The following is a 14890-nucleotide window of genomic DNA, read 5'->3' as shown; positions in this document are numbered from 1 at the left end:
AGTCTAATTGGTGAGAATCGGATTGGTGATCGCTGGAATTAGTGTTGCGTTGCTGCTGGCGACTTGGGCAGGTAATAGACTTCGACTTCGTTGCCTAGGCCAATAAATTGTACCTTGAGCGACAGCGCACGCACCAGCGCAATGCCGCGGCCATGCGTGCCTGAGGGCAGACCACCTGTCGCTAATTTGGCATAAGAATTAGCCCAATCAAAACCATTCCCGCTGTCTTTAACCCGGATTTTGAGCACTTGCTGCTCTTTATAGCGCAAGCCTAATAGATCAATTTCGATCCGACCTTCCGGCAAAGCCGCTAGGCGCTCGGCGCGTTGCGATAGATATTGCTCCATCCCGTCAGGCTGGGTTTTCATCGACGATTCGAGCAACAGCAAGCCATGATCCACGGCATTGACAAACAGCTCAGTCAGGATCAGGAAAATATCCGACTGCACTTCGCTCAAGGCTTTGATTTCCTTCACAAACGACATCATGAAGGGAATGGTATTCAAATAGCGCAACTCTTCGGCACTAATCGCGAGCGAGTAGCGCCAGTTGCATTCGGCCAGCAGATTAAAATCGGCCGGAATCTCCTGCAAAGCCAACTCCGCCGCCCGCGGCACAGTATCGGCGGGCAGAGCGACTTCCATATTGTCTTGCCCAAAACTCGCAATCACTAAGGAAACATCATCATGGTGCTGTTCGCCGGCGAGAAAATCTGCCAGCGCGATTTTGGTTTGCGTCACCATCCGCGTTTGCTCGGCGGTTGTAGGCGGCAAGCCTGTTTCGTCGGCAGCAATCAAAGTCTGTAGCAGTGCGGGCAAACCAAACTCAGCCCCACTGGCGTTACGCGCTTCAACCAAGCCATCGGAATACGCCACAATAAAGCCAGGCTCTTTGAAGTAAATGCGCTCAGGGGAGAGATCCAGCGAATGCGAAGGGACAATCCCCAGTGGTAAATTACTAGAGCTACACACCCGCACCACTTGCTTATTGCGATCCAGAATTTGAATCGGAGGCATGCCGGCATTCCAGATTTCGACCGTGCCACCTACTTCATCGATAGAGATCAGCGATACACAGACGAAACGGCCAATCGGCAGCACCTGCCGCACTTTGGCGTTCATTTCAAACAGGATATCGGTAATCGAATAGCCCTTTTCAGTCATGCTGTAAAAGGGTTGCGTCAAAGGTAGGACATTGAGTGCGGCAGTCAACCCGTGGCCGATGCCATCAGCTAGCAAGATGTGCAGCGCCTGCCCCGGAGTGCGAGCGGCGGCGATAAGGTCACCAGACAGGCTTTCGGCTGCTGAGAGCCAATATTGAAACTGCGGATCGGCCAAACGTTCTGAGTTGACCATTTGATCCATCAAATGGCGCACAACGCGTTTTTCTTCTTCGGCGCGTTCGTAGTAATCAGCCAGGGTTTTGGATTGCTCGCGGACCTGACGATTCAGTTCCAGCGTGCGGCCTACGGCCTTGAGTTTGGCCTCCAGCACGCGGAAATTGACGGGCTTGTTGATATAGTCGTCGGCACCTCGCTCAATGGCATCAGCCAGCGCGTTCTCTTCCCCAACCCCGGTCACGAAGACGATGGGCACCCAAGTAGCGCCCGCTTCTGCCTTAATCACAACCGCGGCTTCTGGGCCCGACATGATGGGCATCATCACATCCATCAGCACCAGATCGGGGCGAGTTTGACGCCAGACTTCAATGGCCTCTTGGCCATTACGGGCCAGAATAGCCTGATGGCCTAGCGCTTCAACAAATCGGGAAATTAAAAGAAGAATAGCTTCGGTGTCGTCGACGACCAGAATTTTCATCTGCTTGGTCCGCAGTCTTTAGCGGATGGTAAAGATTTTACCAAAACATGCGATTTCGAGAACTTGCTTGACGGTATCGCGGCAGTTAACCAAGGCCAGCGTTTTGCTCGCAGCAGCAATTTTCTCTTTCAACAGCAAGAGCATCCCTAGCGCTGAACTATCCAGATAGTTGACGTTTTGAAAATCCACGAGGACTTCTTTGATGTCTGGATTGGCGATGATGGATTCACAGACCTGTCTAAATTCACGATGCGCACTGAAGTCGAATTGACCAGACAAGATCACACGACCGACATTGCCTTCAATTTGAACCGTAGGAGTCATTCTTACACCAACCTTTAGCAGATTTCATTCATCAAATCAGGCTACAGAATTACTATTCCGCAGTCATGCCTAATCAGTCTTGTTCTAACACATTAGTGCCGTCAGGCAATCGAGGCAAGCAAATCTTGAAGTTACTCCCCATTTTCGGGGCTGAGGTAACAGTCACTTCCCCACCATATGCCTTAACCATATTTCTTACAATCGCCAAGCCCAAACCCGTACCACCTTTCTTAGTCGTGAAAAAGGGCTCAAACAAGCGTGGTAAAACGTCAGCCGCGATCCCTTCCCCATAATCAACCACTTCCAACTGCCAGCTAGCATCAGAGCCTATCAAGCGACAAAGCACCTCGCCATCCACTACAGACGCCTGGCAGGCATTTTCCAAAAGATTCATGATTGCACCGCTTAGCTCTTTATGATTCGCCGCAACCATTGCAAATAATTGCGGCACATCTGTAGTCAAACGGACGCCCTTCGGCTCATAAATCGACCGAACTTCCGACACCGCCTCATGAATCACATCTACCAAATTGACTGTACTAATTTGCTGCGGCGTGCCCCTAACAAATTGCAGCATGTTTTGCACTAACACCTCAAGACGACCCAGCCGTTCATTGGTTTTGGCTGCAAATTTTAAGCGATCTTCGTCTCGCAGTTCTGGGCGTTGCAAATGGCCGGTATAGAGCAATGCCGCAGCCAATGGCGTTCTTAGTTGATGCGCAAGGCCTGCCGCCATTTGCCCCATGGCGGCTAAACGACCCTGACGCTCAAGCTCGACCCGCATCTGAATAGTGGTGGTGACATCATGCAACAGCACCAACTCAACGCCTTCCTCTGGCACCTGCACCTGCTCGATTCGCACATAGCCCGACTCACCGACCTCACCAAATTGCCAAACATCGGACTCAACCAATTTCAAGCGATCACTCAGTACGTTTTGCCATTTACTCCCAAGCGCCACTGCGCCCAACAGCTCGAATCCACGCTGATTGCAACTTACAATTTCACCAGCTGCATTCACTTCCAACACACCTGCCGGAAGCTTCTCTAGCAGCAAACTGAGCCTTCGTGACAACACTGCCTTTTCTTCATATTGTTTTTTTAGATGCCCATTCGCAACAGCTAACTGCTCAGTCAATGAAGCAACATCATGCTGGAGTTCAGCATAAGCATTTGATAATTGACGAGAAGCCTCAGTAAAAAGCGTGAAAGCTTCTTCCAGCTCCTTGGGATTCATTGTCTGTAGGCTTTGCTCCACCAGAAACCTTCCTTGTTGCTTTGGGATTTTTGCATTATAAATGGCTTAATTGCGACGGCCATGCTTACTGAGTTGATCAAATTCAGCATCGTGCAAAAGGGGTGAATTTAATCAGTTACCCTTCATTTTTTTGCCCATGCGCCGATACCTGCTAGCTAAATTCAACTTGCGAATTATGGAGCCTTGTCGTGTCAGACCTTCTCAAAAATATTGATGCCAGAACCAAGCTTGCCGGCACAAACAAACTGGAGATTCTGCTGTTCACACTGGGCTTAGATCAGCGATCAGGCCGGCGTGAAACCTTCGGGATCAATGTGTTCAAAGTACGCGAGGTGATGCGTACGCCTGATATCACTCAGGCCCCTGATATGCCATCTTCGGTTGAGGGCATGGTGAGCCTACGCGGCGCGCTCGTGCCCGTGATTGACCTGGCCCGTTACGCCGGCATCCAAACTGAAAGCCGCCCAGATATTATGATTGTGTCTGAATACAACGGCCACACGCAGGGTTTTTTGGTTGAAGCTGTGGACACTATTCTGCGGCTTGACTGGTCCGTGATGCGTGTACCCCCTGACATGCTTACCGTTCAAATGGGCGGGCTGGTTACAGCAGTAACCGAATTGGAAAGCGGCAAGCTCGTGATGATGTTGGATGTGGAAAAGGTGCTAGCTGAAACCACTCAAAACAGCAACCGCGTCGATACCACTACCGTTATCCAGAACCAAAAAATCGTGAATAAAACGGTCTTCTTCGCCGATGACTCACTGGTTGCTCGCAGCCAGATTGAGCAAACACTAGATGCCATGAACATTCACCACGCCCATGCCATCAACGGCAAGAGGGCTTGGGAAGAGTTGCTCCGGATTGCCCAAGCGGCAGAAATTCAGGGTGTTGCAGTGAAGGATCTGATCCACCTCGTACTCACTGACGTTGAAATGCCTGAAATGGATGGTTATATGTTAACCAAACAGATTAAGAGCGACCCACGTTTTGCAGGTATTCCAGTGCTAATGCACTCGTCACTATCGGGCCTTTCGAATCAAAAACTGGGGCAGTCAGTGGGTGTCGATGGTTATGTCGCCAAATTTGAACCACATAAACTGTCCCAAAGCATCGCCAACTTCCTGTTGCGTGATGTAGATAATTAAGCCGAATAACTGGAGCAAGCTATGAGCAAATCAGAACAAACCAATCTGCTTGAAACAGTTGACGCACGTACAAAATTAGCAGGCTCCAACAAAATGGAGATCCTCCTGTTTACTTTGGGTACGCGTGAAATATTCGGCATCAATGTATTCAAAGTACGTGAAGTATCACAAACCCCCAAAATCACCAAAACACCCAATATGCCCCATGGGGTTGAAGGCGTTCTTTCTCTGCGCGGAAATATCATTCCAGTCATTGCGCTGTCGCGGTTTGTTGCCACCCAAGAGAAACCAGTCGGCGATACCACTAGCACTATGATCGTGACTGAGTTCTCAAAACACACCCAGGCCTTCTTGGTTCATGATGTCGATCGCATTATTCGGGTCGACTGGGATAAGGTTCGAGCCCCTGAAAGCATGCTTGCGGGCAATCAGGCAATGATTACAGCTATTACTGAGCTTCCAGATGGCAAGCTGGTATCAATTTTGGACGTAGAGCAGATTCTCGCAACGGTAATCGGTGAACCGATTGTTCCCGATCTGCCTAAATCGCATATCAGCTCGGATACTTTCATGTTCTTTGTTGATGACTCACTGGTGGCTCGCAAAGAAATTGTTAGTGTCTTGGATAAGATTGGCGTTAAATATCACCAGGCTAATAACGGCAAAGAGGCATGGGACAAGCTGCAGAATTTAGCTAATCGTGCTGTTCACGATGGTGAGTATCTAAAAGACAAGCTGAAATTAATCCTTGTCGATGCAGAAATGCCCGAAATGGATGGCTATGTACTAACAAAACATATTAAATCAGATCACCGTTTCCAAGGCATTCCAGTAGTAATGCACTCATCACTTTCATCCAATGCCAATAGGGCAATGGGTGCCAGTGTAGGCGTTGATGCCTATGTGGCAAAATTTGACCCGATTATTCTGGCAGACACTTTGGTCCCATTGCTTGCCAGCTAAATAGAAATTCACCTCTCAGTTTTTTGAATGCGCCTACAACGCAGAATGGAGTAAGTTATGGCAGATCAGAACATGCGTTTTCTCGTGGTGGATGATTTTTCCACCATGCGTCGCATTGTGCGCAATCTCTTGAAAGAACTTGGTTTCACCAATGTGGATGAAGCTGAGGATGGTCAAGTTGCGTTACACAAACTGAAAAATGGCCAATTTGAATTTGTCGTAACTGATTGGAATATGCCCAATATGACTGGGATTGAATTGCTCAAAGCAATTCGTGCAGATGCACAGCTCAAGCATCTGCCAGTTTTAATGGTTACCGCAGAGGCAAAGAAAGAGAACATCATTGAAGCCGCAACAGCGGGAGCGAGTGGTTATGTTGTTAAGCCATTCACAGCAGCCACGCTGGATGAGAAGCTCAAGAAAATCTTTGCCAATATGGGCAAATAACATCCATCAGACAAAACAAATCGCAGGAGAACACTGTGAGTGATCCAGCAATCCAAGGCGGAGATTCCGCTGACCTTGAAGCGTTATTTGACAGCATTGTCTCAGCCAATCACACCGAGGCAGCACCTGTAAACGCTCCAGTCACAATCGCAGTAGCTGAAGAACAGCAGCAAACTGCATCAAACAATGCAGAAATGGTTGAGCCTGCGAAATCTATGTTTTCGCATATTGGTCACCTAACGCGCAAACTGCACGACACATTGCGCGAACTCGGCCTCGATAAATCCCTAGAAACTGCGGCGAGTTCGATTCCGGATGCACGTGACCGCTTGTCTTATGTCGCCACAATGACTGAACAAGCTGCAGAAAAAACACTCAACGCATTGGATGTGGCCAAACCGCTGCAAGATGCCATTCTTGAGCAGTCGCAACAATTGAGCCAAGAGTGGGATCGTTTTTTTGCTAAGCAACTCTCAGTTGATGAATTTAAGGCCTTGGTTGAAAAAACTCACCAGCACCTCAAAGACACCACACAAAAATCAGAGCAAGTCAGCAATCAGATGCTGGAAATTATGATGGCCCAAGACTTTCAGGATCTGACCGGCCAGGTGATTAAGAAAGTTCTGGTCATGGCCAAAGATATGGAGTCACAGCTGCTGGACTTCCTTTTAATGTTCAGCCCTAATGCAGGCAAACCCGATGAATCGAGCAGCCTACTCAACGGCCCGGTTGTGAAATCTGAAGGGCGAACCGACGTCGTTACCAACCAAGAACAGGTCGATGACCTGCTGGAAAGCCTCGGCTTCTAATTGAAGCATATAGAAGGAGAATATCATGAGTGATTTTGCCGGCATGGAAGACCTGCTACAGGATTTTCTGACTGAGTCGTCAGAACTCCTGTCCGAAGTGGATAATAAGCTTGTTGAACTGGAAAAACGTCCGGATGATCGAGCACTTTTGAATGATATTTTCCGAGGCTTTCACACCATCAAAGGTGGCGCAGGCTTTTTGAATGTCGATGCGATGGTCAGTCTTTGCCATCGTACGGAAAACCTGTTCGACAAACTCCGTAACGGTGAATTGCAGCTAACACCAGAAATCATGGATGAAATCCTGATGGCTACTGGTGCAGTACGTGACATGTTTGGTGCAATGGCGCAGTCACGTCTCCCAGCCCCGGTAGACCCATCCCTGCTAGAAAGATTGGATAATGTGCTTGAGGGCAAAGAGTTACATGCCACATCAGCAGCGGCGGCAACCCCAGCACCCTCAGTAGCGACACCCGCTTCGCAGGCCAGCAGCCCACAACCGAATGGTGAAGAGCATAATTGGCAGCAATTGTATGATGTACTGCTTGATCAAGTCCCTAGTACTTCAGCCAGTTCTGAACCACAAGTGATCGAATCAACCGCAACAGTAATTGAGACTAAGCCAGCAACACCTGTCGCCCAAGTTGCAGACCCAATGCTGAGTTTGAAACCTGCGGCAGCAGTGCCTGCTACGACGGCGCAGCGGGCACAATCCAATGCGGCATCACAGCAGCTTTCAACACAAGAGACAACCATCCGGATTGATACAGTTCGCCTTGACCAGGTGCTGAATCTGTCCGGTGAAATTGGATTAACCAAAAATCGCCTGACCACACTACGCTCTGACATCATGTCAGGAAAAATGGATACCGGTACACTAAAAGCCTTAGATGAGGCTATTGGCCAGCTCGATTTGCTGGTTGGCGATTTGCAAAACGCGGTAATGAAAACGCGCATGCAGCCAATCGGCCGCCTGTTCCAAAAATACCCTCGCCTTGCTCGTGATTTGGCACGGCAAATGGGCAAAGATGTAGAGCTCATTATCTCAGGTGAAGAAACCGAGCTTGATAAAACCATGCTGGAAGATCTGAATGATCCTCTGGTGCACTTGGTACGAAATGCGGTTGACCACGGTATCGAGACGACCGAAGAACGGATAGCTGCCGGCAAACCAGCCAAGGCTGTGGTTGAACTCTCTGCGACTCAGGTTGGGGATCATATTCGGATTGAAATTACCGATGATGGTCGCGGGATGCGGCCGGATGTTATTCGCCGCAAAGCCATTGAGAAAGGCCTAATTGATATCGAAACGGCAAACAGCCTTGATGACAAACAATCTCTGCAATTGATCTTCTTACCCGGGTTCTCTACCAAAGATCAGATTTCCAGTGTATCTGGCCGCGGCGTGGGTATGGATGTGGTGAAAACCAATATCCAAAAACTGAACGGTCGGGTGGATATTCAGTCCATCGTTGGTGATGGGTCACGTTTTACAATTTCCCTACCATTAACCTTGGCCATTTTGCCGGTGCTGGTGGTTAAAGTATGCGATCAACCATTCGCGGTGCCTTTGGCCATGGTGCGCGAGATCATCACTATTCGCCAAGAACAGGTGCAGGAAGTGTCAGGGCGCGCCACCATTGTCGTGCGTGATGAGATCCTCTCTGTACGTTCACTAGCGAACCTGATTGGTTGGGAAGAAGTTCAGGTGCCTCAGTTTGGCGTACTGATGCAATCAGCAGAGCACTCATTTATCTTGGCGGTAGATAGCTTCATTGGTCGTGATGACGTGGTGATTAAACCACTACAACATATCCGTCCAAAAGGTATCGCTGGCGCCACTTTATCCGGCGATGGTTCGATTGTCTTAGTGCTGGATATGGAAGATCTACTTGCATCGACCCATGCTGACCACTCAGCAATCAAAACATCACGTTTTGCACAGGATTTAGTCTAAGCAAGGCTTGTTGATTGCAAGCAAAAAAAACATTAGCATAGCCTAATAAACACAGGGGCATAGCCAGCAGGCTTTAACATGACGCAAGAACATGCATTTATTGGTCGCCAGCCGATCCTCAATCGTCAGCAGCAGATTATTGGCTACGAATTACTATTTCGTTTGAATCAGGATGCCCAAACGGCAGATTTTTCCAGTGATATGCAGGCGGGTACAAATGTATTGGTAAATACCATCTCCAATATGGGTACCGATTGGCTGGTAGGCGATAAGATTGCGTTTATCAATGTCGCGGAGTCGATGCTGGAAAGCAATTTCCTGGAGTTGCTGCAACCACAGCGCGTTGTCCTCGAAATTGTTGAAACCACACAGACCTCGCCTGAACTATTGAACCGGATTGCGGAGCTGCGTAACCAGGGTTTTGGCATCGCTCTTGATGATTTTGTGCTGACCCCACAAACAGCACCAATGATTGAGTTTGCAAACTACATCAAACTCGACATTCAGCAACTGGGGATGGCTCAGGTGCCTACCCTCTCGAAAGAGTTGCGCAAATATCCTCTACTGCAAGTGGCCGAGAAAGTAGAGACCAAAGAAGAATTTAAACAGTGCCTCGATATCGGTATGGATTGCTTCCAGGGTTACTACTTCGCTCATCCGGTGACCCTGTCGGCTAAGGTAATCAATCCGGGTTACGCCAATATTCTGAATTTGCTGAATATGCTGCGTAACAACGCAGAGATTCGCGATATTGAAAACGCCCTAAAACGCGACGTAGCGCTATCGTTTAAGCTGCTGCGTTATATTAATTCGGCGGGCTTTGGCTTGTCGTGTGAAATTCAGTCCTTCCGTCATGCCGTCACCATATTGGGCTATCAGAAGCTGTACCGCTGGCTCACGCTTTTATTGGTGACCGCCGGCGCAGAAACTGGCTCACCACCTGCATTGCTTAAAACTGCCGTCACTCGGGGGCGCTTGGTTGAGCTTCTCGGCTCGCACCTGCTTGATGGCCAGGACAAAGATAATCTCTTTATCGTGGGCATGTTCTCTTTGCTGGATGTCTTGCTAGACATGCCGATGGAAAACATTCTCGAAACCCTTATCTTGCCGGAAACAGTGAGCGACGCCTTGCTCACACGTACCGGCATTTACGGGCCATTCCTCGAACTGGCCGAGGCCTGTGAAGACCCATCCATGGCCGAAGTGCCGCGGCTATGCGAGCAGCTGCAAATTACGCCAGACATGCTTAATCGTGCACATGTGCAAGCGTTGCAATGGGTTGAAGAGCTCGGGGTTTAATTCACTTTTTGTTGATTTAAAAATAAAACCACGCTCCGCGTGGTTTTATTTTGCAGTGGAGAATGCACACATGTATGTCAGTCGCGATACAGAAGGGCGAATCATCTCGCTCCATCAGGAAGCCACTGCCGAAGCTCAAGAGGCTATCAGCCCCCGAGATCCCGAAGTAATGGCATTTATCGGCCAAGGCTCAGAGCTTGATCATTCCGACAGTTCCTTAATCCGGGTTATCGAAGACTTAGTCGATGTGTTAATTCAGAAAAATGTACTGCGGCTAACGGATCTGCCAAACGCGGCCCAGGCCAAGCTACTTTCACGCAAAAGCTTGCGCCAGCGGCTAAGTCACAGCCTTGATTTATTGAATGACAATGACAAAGGGCTGCTTTAAAGCAGCCCTTGCGTGATCCACTGGCTAAATCGCCTTACTTTTGTTGCGTTTCACGCAGAGTAAACCGATAACGTTCTTTCACAAGCGGCTCATTAATATCCGCTTCGCTGATTTTCAGGCCCAGCTTTTGCGCTCGCTCGGCCATGCCGGCGTAACACTTGCTCTTCACCTCATCAGGCGCAGCGTGCTCGCCAAACAGAAGCTTGCCGCAATCAGCGAGAATCTCATTAAACTGCGCAGGGTTGGCATTGAGCAAGGCGTTGGCATAACGCGGGTCATTAGCCTGTGCTTGGGCCGCAGGCTGAGCCGTGCCGCCTTGGTTTTCAGCCTGATCACCACAGGCCATCAACAAACACGATAAACCGGCAGCCAGTAAGTACTTCAGCATAAATCTCTCCTCCTATTCTTGTTGCTGAATGTACCGAAAAACCAGCCAAACTACAAAATTACTTGTGGATCGAAGGTATTACAGTGGTTTAGATCACCCGCTTGCATGCCGCGGCGAAACCAAGTCATCCGCTGCGCCGATGTCCCGTGGGTGAATGCATCTGGTACCACTGCCCGCCCAGCGCTGTGTTGCAGGGTATCGTCGCCAATCGCATTGGCGGCTTGTAGTGCTTCTTCTAAATCATTCGGGTCCAGCAAACCACGCTGTGCGGCTGAATAGCCCCATACCCCAGCCAAGCAATCAGCCTGTAACTCCAGGCGCACCGACAGTTGATTGGCGGCCGTTTTACTCAACTGCTGCTGCCGGGCGTGCACTTGCGCTGAAACGCCCAGCAGATTTTGCACATGGTGGCCCACCTCGTGGGCGATCACATAAGCTTGGGCGAAATCACCAGGTGCGGCATAGCGCTGGGATAGCTCTTGGAAAAAGGCGAGATCGATATACACCTTTTGATCAGCCGGGCAATAAAAAGGTCCCATCGCGGCACTGGCAGAGCCACACGCCGATTGCACCGCACCGCTGAAATACACCAGCTTTGGTTCTTGATATTGGCCACCGCGGGCCGCAAAGATCTGCTGCCAAGTGGCCTCGGTATCCCCCAGAATATGTCGCACCATCTGCTTGGCAGTGGGGTCTTGCGAGGCCGCATTAGGCGCTGCGGCTGGGGCGTGCACCTGCTGCTGCGCCACCATCCCCAAGATTTCGAGCGGGCTCTTGCCCAGCAGCAGCCCGATGACAACCACCACGGCTATCCCACCCAGACTCAGGCGCCCTAACCCGGCGCCAGAGCGCCCAGTTTGGTCTTCTACACTACTGCTTTCCCGCATTTGATCCCAGCGCATCAGCCCGCTCCTCTCGCCATCAGTTGCAACTTGTAAACCTTATGCCCAGCAGCTAGCTATAAGCATGCAGGCCATCCATCCACCACCCTCACGCTTGGCGCTACTAGCAAGCTATGCCGGGCTCATTTCGATTCCGCTCGGTATCAGTATTGCCCAATGGTCGGCACAGCTGCAGCCCGCCCGCTGGACTCTAGCCGCTCTAGTGTGTGCCATCGCTACCCTAATTTTTCGCCGGCGGCAACTGGGGCGCCTCTTGGCCATCATTATGCTGTTTTGCCTCGCCAGTGCCTACACACAATGGCGCGCACAACAGCGCTTGGCTTTAAATCTACCCACAGCGCTTTACAACCAAGTTGGCGAAGTCAAGCTGCAGATCAATAGCCTAGTGCAAACCTATGAATATGGCTGGCAAGTCAAAGCCAGCATGCTCGCCCCGCTCGCCAATCCGGCATGGCAGGCGCACACACTACAAATCAGTGGCTACCGCGGGCCACCACCACAAGCGAATCAATGCCTTCGGACCAAGCTGAAATTGCGACCGGTACATGCCAGTCTAAACCCAGGTGGGTTTGATCTGCTTGGCTGGTTTTTACAACAAGACATCAATGCACTAGCTATTTGGCAAGAAGCCGAAGTCATCACCTGCCCGCAACGCAGCTGGCTACTGGCCGGCCGCGCCCAATTGCAGCAACACATCCAGCATACGCTCGCCAATCACCCACTGCAGGGCATGGTGCAAGCGCTCACTATTGGCGAACAAAGCGCGATCAGCCGCGAACAATGGCTGCTGTTTCAACAAACAGGCATTGTGCATCTGGTTTCGATTTCGGGTCTGCACATCAGCATGCTCGCCATGCTGGCCGCCGCGCTCTGCCAAACAATCTGGCGCCAGGTTCCACGCGCCGTCAATCGCATACCTGCCCGTAAAGCCGCTTTAATTGCAGGGGTATTGGCCGCCGGGTCTTATTCTGCCTTGGCTGGATGGAGTATACCCACCCAGCGTACTTTTCTGATGTTGCTGTTTGTCGCCATAGGACTACTCAGTCGCCGACGCTGGCCGATTAGCATCATCTGGCTCTTGGCGCTGAATGCCGTGGTGCTGCTCGATCCTTTTGCGCCGCTGGCGATGGGTTTCTGGCTGTCCTTTCTCACAGTGGGCTTTTTGCTCTGGGCCGCCAGCCAAAGCCGCCCGGCGTGGTGGGTTGGCTTTTGGCATAGCCAATGGGCTGCCACCTTGGCTTCTTTACCCTTGTTACTGTTTATCTTTGGCCAGTTTCCACTGCTTTCTCCGCTGGCCAATGCGCTTGCGATTCCGATCGTGAGTGGCTTGATTACGCCGCTGGCCTTGCTGGGACTACTTGACCCCAGTGGCTTTTGCCTCAGGGCGGCAGCCGAATTAGCTCAATACCTGCTGCTGGTCTTAAGTTATGGTCAGCAACATTTACCAGCAGCGTGGTGGCGCAGCAGCCCCACTGCCCTGCAGATGCTACTGGCGGGGGCCGGGGTCTTACTTCTGCTATTGCCGCGCGGCTGGCCCGGCCGGCTGGTAGGTTGGGTCTTGCTACTCCCCGCTCTGCTAGCACGTCCGGCGATGCCAGCGCCTGGTGAGCTACGGCTGTGGGTGCTCGATGTCGGCCAAGGGCTGTCTGTCTTGGTACAAACCCAGCAGCACACGCTGCTGTTTGATACCGGTAAAGCCGCTAATGCCCAGCGTGCGCTACTGCCTGCCCTGCTCAGCGCGGGGGGCCCGGCCCTCGATACCCTCATTCTCTCGCACAACGATAATGACCACACCGGCGCGGCAGCAGCCTTGCTCGACCAATGGCCTGTTAAAGAAATTATCCACTCCTTGCCCAGCGACCATCCAGCCTTACGCCAAGCCCCTTTTGCCCTACAAACGCGCTGCAGCGCTGGCCACCACTGGCAATGGGATGGGGTGGAATTTAGCCTTGTTTGGCCCAGTGCCGACGCCGTGTTGCTCAATGACAACGCCCGCAGTTGCGTGCTCAGCATTCGCAGCGCACACCAACGTGTGCTGCTAACGGCCGACATCAGCCGCCAAGAAGAAGCGGCGCTAATGCGGCAAGACCTTGCCGCTCACGACATCCTGCTTGTGCCGCACCATGGCAGCAAATCGGCGTCCAGCGATGCATTTTTACAGCAGCAACGGCCCAGCATGGCACTCAACTCCGCCGGTAGGTTTAATCCATTTGGCCACCCCAAAGCTGAGGTGATTGCGCGTTATGAGGCTGTTGGTGCCACGTTCTGGAATACGGCCGAGCATGGCGCTTTACTGCTGAGCGTGGGGAAAACCATACAAATTCAAACCGAGCGCGAGCGGCGGCAACGCTATTGGTACAATGAGCCACCCCAATAAGCGGTTGTCATTGTGTTATCTCTAGCTGCGCTCTATCGCTACCCTCTCAAATCCGCCCAAGCTGAAGTCTTAACGCACTGCAGCATTGCGCCTATCGGGCTGCAATATGACCGCCACTGGATGCTCTGCACACCGGATGGGCAATTTCTTAGCGCCCGTACTCACCCGGCCTTGTTGCAATTGCGCTGTGAAACAACGGCCAGTGGCTTCGTGCTCCATGCTCCTGATCGGGCTAGCCAAGCCTTTCAGCTCAGTGATTTTTCAGCCGTAACGCAAGTCACGGTGTGGGAGAGCCAGTTTCCAGCCTGGCAAGCCAATGCTGTGCTTAATCAGTGGTGTAGCGATTATCTGGGTGAGCCCGTTTTACTGTGCTGGATTGGCCCTGAATCCGCGCGGCGCACCAAGCGCCGCCCCGAAGTGCCGGTGAGTTTCAGTGATGGCTATCCGCTACTGCTGATCGGTGAAGGCTCGTGGCATGAATTAAATGAACGCGCCGGGCAACAGTTCGACATTCTGCGTTTTCGGCCCAATCTACTGATCGCAGGCGCCGAGCCCTTCGCTGAAGATCGCTGGCAGCAAATTCGGATTGGCGAGGTGCTCATCGATCTGGTCAAACCCTGCGAGCGCTGCGTGATCACTACTCGCGATCCGGTGAGCGGGCAAATGCTGCCCAAGGGCGAGCCACTGCGCACCTTGGCCAAGTTTCGCCGCGCGGGCAGCGAGGTGTTGTTCGGGCAAAATGCCGTCCCGCTCAATCATGGCCAATTGCGGCTTGGCCAAAGTGTAGAAATTATTTCCTACAAGGAATAAGCC

The 14890-nt window shown here is 51.4% G+C and carries 14 protein-coding genes; 9 read left to right on the top strand and 5 right to left on the bottom strand.

All coding sequences use genetic code 11. From position 1 onward, the window contains the following. Positions 1-38: 38 nt before the first annotated feature. From G482_RS0103335 to G482_RS0103325, 3 genes are all read right to left on the bottom strand, one after another. The gene (locus G482_RS0103335) at positions 39-1817 is read right to left on the bottom strand and encodes an ATP-binding SpoIIE family protein phosphatase (protein ID WP_028448841.1); all 1779 of its coding nucleotides are present in this window, start codon (positions 1815-1817) and stop codon (positions 39-41) included. Positions 1818-1835: 18 nt separating this feature from the next. Continuing rightward, the gene (locus tag G482_RS0103330; protein ID WP_028448840.1) at positions 1836-2141 is read right to left on the bottom strand and encodes an STAS domain-containing protein; all 306 of its coding nucleotides are present in this window, start codon (positions 2139-2141) and stop codon (positions 1836-1838) included. Positions 2142-2214: 73 nt separating this feature from the next. Beyond that, positions 2215-3399 (bottom strand): sensor histidine kinase, encoded by a 1185-nt coding sequence (locus G482_RS0103325; RefSeq protein WP_028448839.1) that lies wholly within the window; start codon positions 3397-3399, stop codon positions 2215-2217. Positions 3400-3587: 188 nt separating this feature from the next. Here G482_RS0103325 and G482_RS0103320 point away from each other — a divergent pair, with 188 nt between their 5' ends. From G482_RS0103320 to G482_RS0103290, 7 genes are all read left to right on the top strand, one after another. Beyond that, on the top strand, positions 3588-4547 hold the full coding sequence (locus G482_RS0103320; protein ID WP_028448838.1) for a chemotaxis protein: 960 nt from the start codon (positions 3588-3590) through the stop codon (positions 4545-4547). Positions 4548-4568: 21 nt separating this feature from the next. Beyond that, on the top strand, positions 4569-5510 hold the full coding sequence (locus G482_RS0103315; RefSeq protein WP_028448837.1) for a chemotaxis protein: 942 nt from the start codon (positions 4569-4571) through the stop codon (positions 5508-5510). Between the two features lie 57 nt (positions 5511-5567). Continuing rightward, on the top strand, positions 5568-5957 hold the full coding sequence (cheY, locus tag G482_RS0103310; RefSeq protein ID WP_028448836.1) for a chemotaxis response regulator CheY: 390 nt from the start codon (positions 5568-5570) through the stop codon (positions 5955-5957). Between the two features lie 35 nt (positions 5958-5992). Then, positions 5993-6766, top strand: a complete 774-nt coding sequence (cheZ, locus tag G482_RS0103305) for a protein phosphatase CheZ (RefSeq protein ID WP_028448835.1) — start codon at positions 5993-5995, stop codon at positions 6764-6766. A gap of 25 nt (positions 6767-6791) precedes the next feature. Next, positions 6792-8723, top strand: coding sequence for a chemotaxis protein CheA (locus tag G482_RS0103300; protein ID WP_028448834.1), 1932 nt, complete (start codon positions 6792-6794; stop codon positions 8721-8723). Positions 8724-8801: 78 nt separating this feature from the next. Continuing rightward, positions 8802-10022 (top strand): EAL and HDOD domain-containing protein, encoded by a 1221-nt coding sequence (locus G482_RS0103295; RefSeq protein WP_028448833.1) that lies wholly within the window; start codon positions 8802-8804, stop codon positions 10020-10022. Between the two features lie 70 nt (positions 10023-10092). Beyond that, on the top strand, positions 10093-10410 hold the full coding sequence (locus G482_RS0103290) for a hypothetical protein (protein ID WP_028448832.1): 318 nt from the start codon (positions 10093-10095) through the stop codon (positions 10408-10410). A 34-nt stretch (positions 10411-10444) separates the two neighbouring features. Here the strand turns inward: G482_RS0103290 and G482_RS0103285 are convergent, their stop codons facing one another. Next, complete coding sequence (locus tag G482_RS0103285; RefSeq protein ID WP_028448831.1) at positions 10445-10798, bottom strand: hypothetical protein; 354 nt, start codon at positions 10796-10798, stop codon at positions 10445-10447. Positions 10799-10848: 50 nt separating this feature from the next. Continuing rightward, positions 10849-11700 (bottom strand): KPN_02809 family neutral zinc metallopeptidase, encoded by an 852-nt coding sequence (ypfJ, locus tag G482_RS0103280; protein WP_028448830.1) that lies wholly within the window; start codon positions 11698-11700, stop codon positions 10849-10851. 64 nt (positions 11701-11764) lie between these two features. On the opposite strand from ypfJ, the gene G482_RS0103275 reads away from it, so the two are divergent. Then, on the top strand, positions 11765-14077 hold the full coding sequence (locus G482_RS0103275; RefSeq protein ID WP_051258680.1) for a DNA internalization-related competence protein ComEC/Rec2: 2313 nt from the start codon (positions 11765-11767) through the stop codon (positions 14075-14077). 12 nt (positions 14078-14089) lie between these two features. Then, positions 14090-14887, top strand: a complete 798-nt coding sequence (locus G482_RS17095; protein ID WP_084414435.1) for an MOSC domain-containing protein — start codon at positions 14090-14092, stop codon at positions 14885-14887. Positions 14888-14890: the final 3 nt, after the last annotated feature.

The organism is Chitinibacter tainanensis DSM 15459, assembly GCF_000429785.1.
GTDB classification, from domain to species: Bacteria; Pseudomonadota; Gammaproteobacteria; order Burkholderiales; family Chitinibacteraceae; genus Chitinibacter; species Chitinibacter tainanensis.
The sequence above is the reverse complement of the archived record's forward strand: the minus strand, read 5'-3'. Positions and strand labels throughout refer to the sequence as shown.